This window comes from Mycobacterium sp. NGS51 (assembly GCF_059812525.1).
In genome coordinates this window covers 1-1152 of the sequence record NZ_JCALCV010000053.1, presented here as the reverse complement: position 1 = coordinate 1152, position 1152 = coordinate 1, and the positions used below count along the sequence as shown (strand labels likewise).

Genomic DNA, 1152 nt, shown 5'->3' with positions numbered 1-1152 from the left:
TCCAACCGGGCATGCTCACCCTCATCGAGCACATCGATGGACGACAGTCGCCGATGGGGGTCAGTGGTCATCGCCGCCAGCACCCGCTCAAAGCGCGCGATCAGCGCTCGGATGCTGGCCGGGTCGAACACATCGGTGCGGAATTCCACCGTCCCACCGATGCCCGCCGGCGCACCGCCCTTGGTGCGGCGCTCCGCCAACGAGAAGCTCAGATCCATTCGGGCGGTATGGGTATCGGCCGGCAGCTGCGCCACCGTCAGATCACCCAACGCCAACCCGCGACCATCGCTGTCGTGGCCGGGCACGTTCTGCCAGGCCAACGCCACCTGCACCAGCGGGTGATGAGTCAGGCTTCGGGCCGGGTTGAGCCGCTCGACCAGCACCTCAAACGGCACATCCTGGTTCTCGTAGGCGGCCAGGCTGCGCTGCCGCACCTGGGCCAGCAACTCGGCGACGGTGGGATCGCCGCCCAGATCGATCCGCAGCACCAAGGTGTTGACGAAAAACCCGATCAACTCATCCAGGGCCGGGTCGCGGCGCCCAGCGATCGGGAACCCCACCGCCACATCAGAACTGGCACTGAGCCGGCCCAACAACACGCCCAGCGCGGCCTGAACCACCATGAAACTGGTCGCATTATGTTCACGCGCACACTGGGCCACCTGCTGCTGCAACTCGGCACACCAGGTCAGCGCCATCGTGGCCCCACGCGAATCGGCCACCGCCGGATACGGCCGATCAGTAGGCAACACCAGACGCTCAGGCATCCCGGCCAACACATCCTGCCAATAACCCAACTGCGCAGCAATCAGACTCTCACCATCATCGAGGTCACCGAATTGGGCGCGCTGCCACACCGTGTAATCGATGTACTGCACCGCCAACGGCGACCACGTGGGCGCTTGACCGGCACAGCGGCTGGCATAAGCCACCCCCAAATCGGCTACCAACGGGGTGATCGACCAACCGTCCGCAGCAATGTGATGCACCACCGCCGCCAACACATGCTCATCCTCGGCCACGCGGAAAAGCCGCGCCCGCAACGGAATCTCACCCGCCAAATCAAACCGATGACGCGTCACCGCATCAATAGCCTCCTGCAGCTGGCTTGCCGGCCATCCGGTGGCATCGACGACGTCCCAGCCGAAGTCG

Annotated in this window: 1 protein-coding gene; it reads right to left on the bottom strand. The window is 65.0% G+C overall.

Annotated elements, in window-relative coordinates; all coding sequences use genetic code 11:
• Positions 1–1152 (bottom strand): condensation domain-containing protein (locus AC5Y5W_RS24925; RefSeq protein ID WP_500022661.1); only part of this gene is annotated, 1152 nt, incomplete at both ends.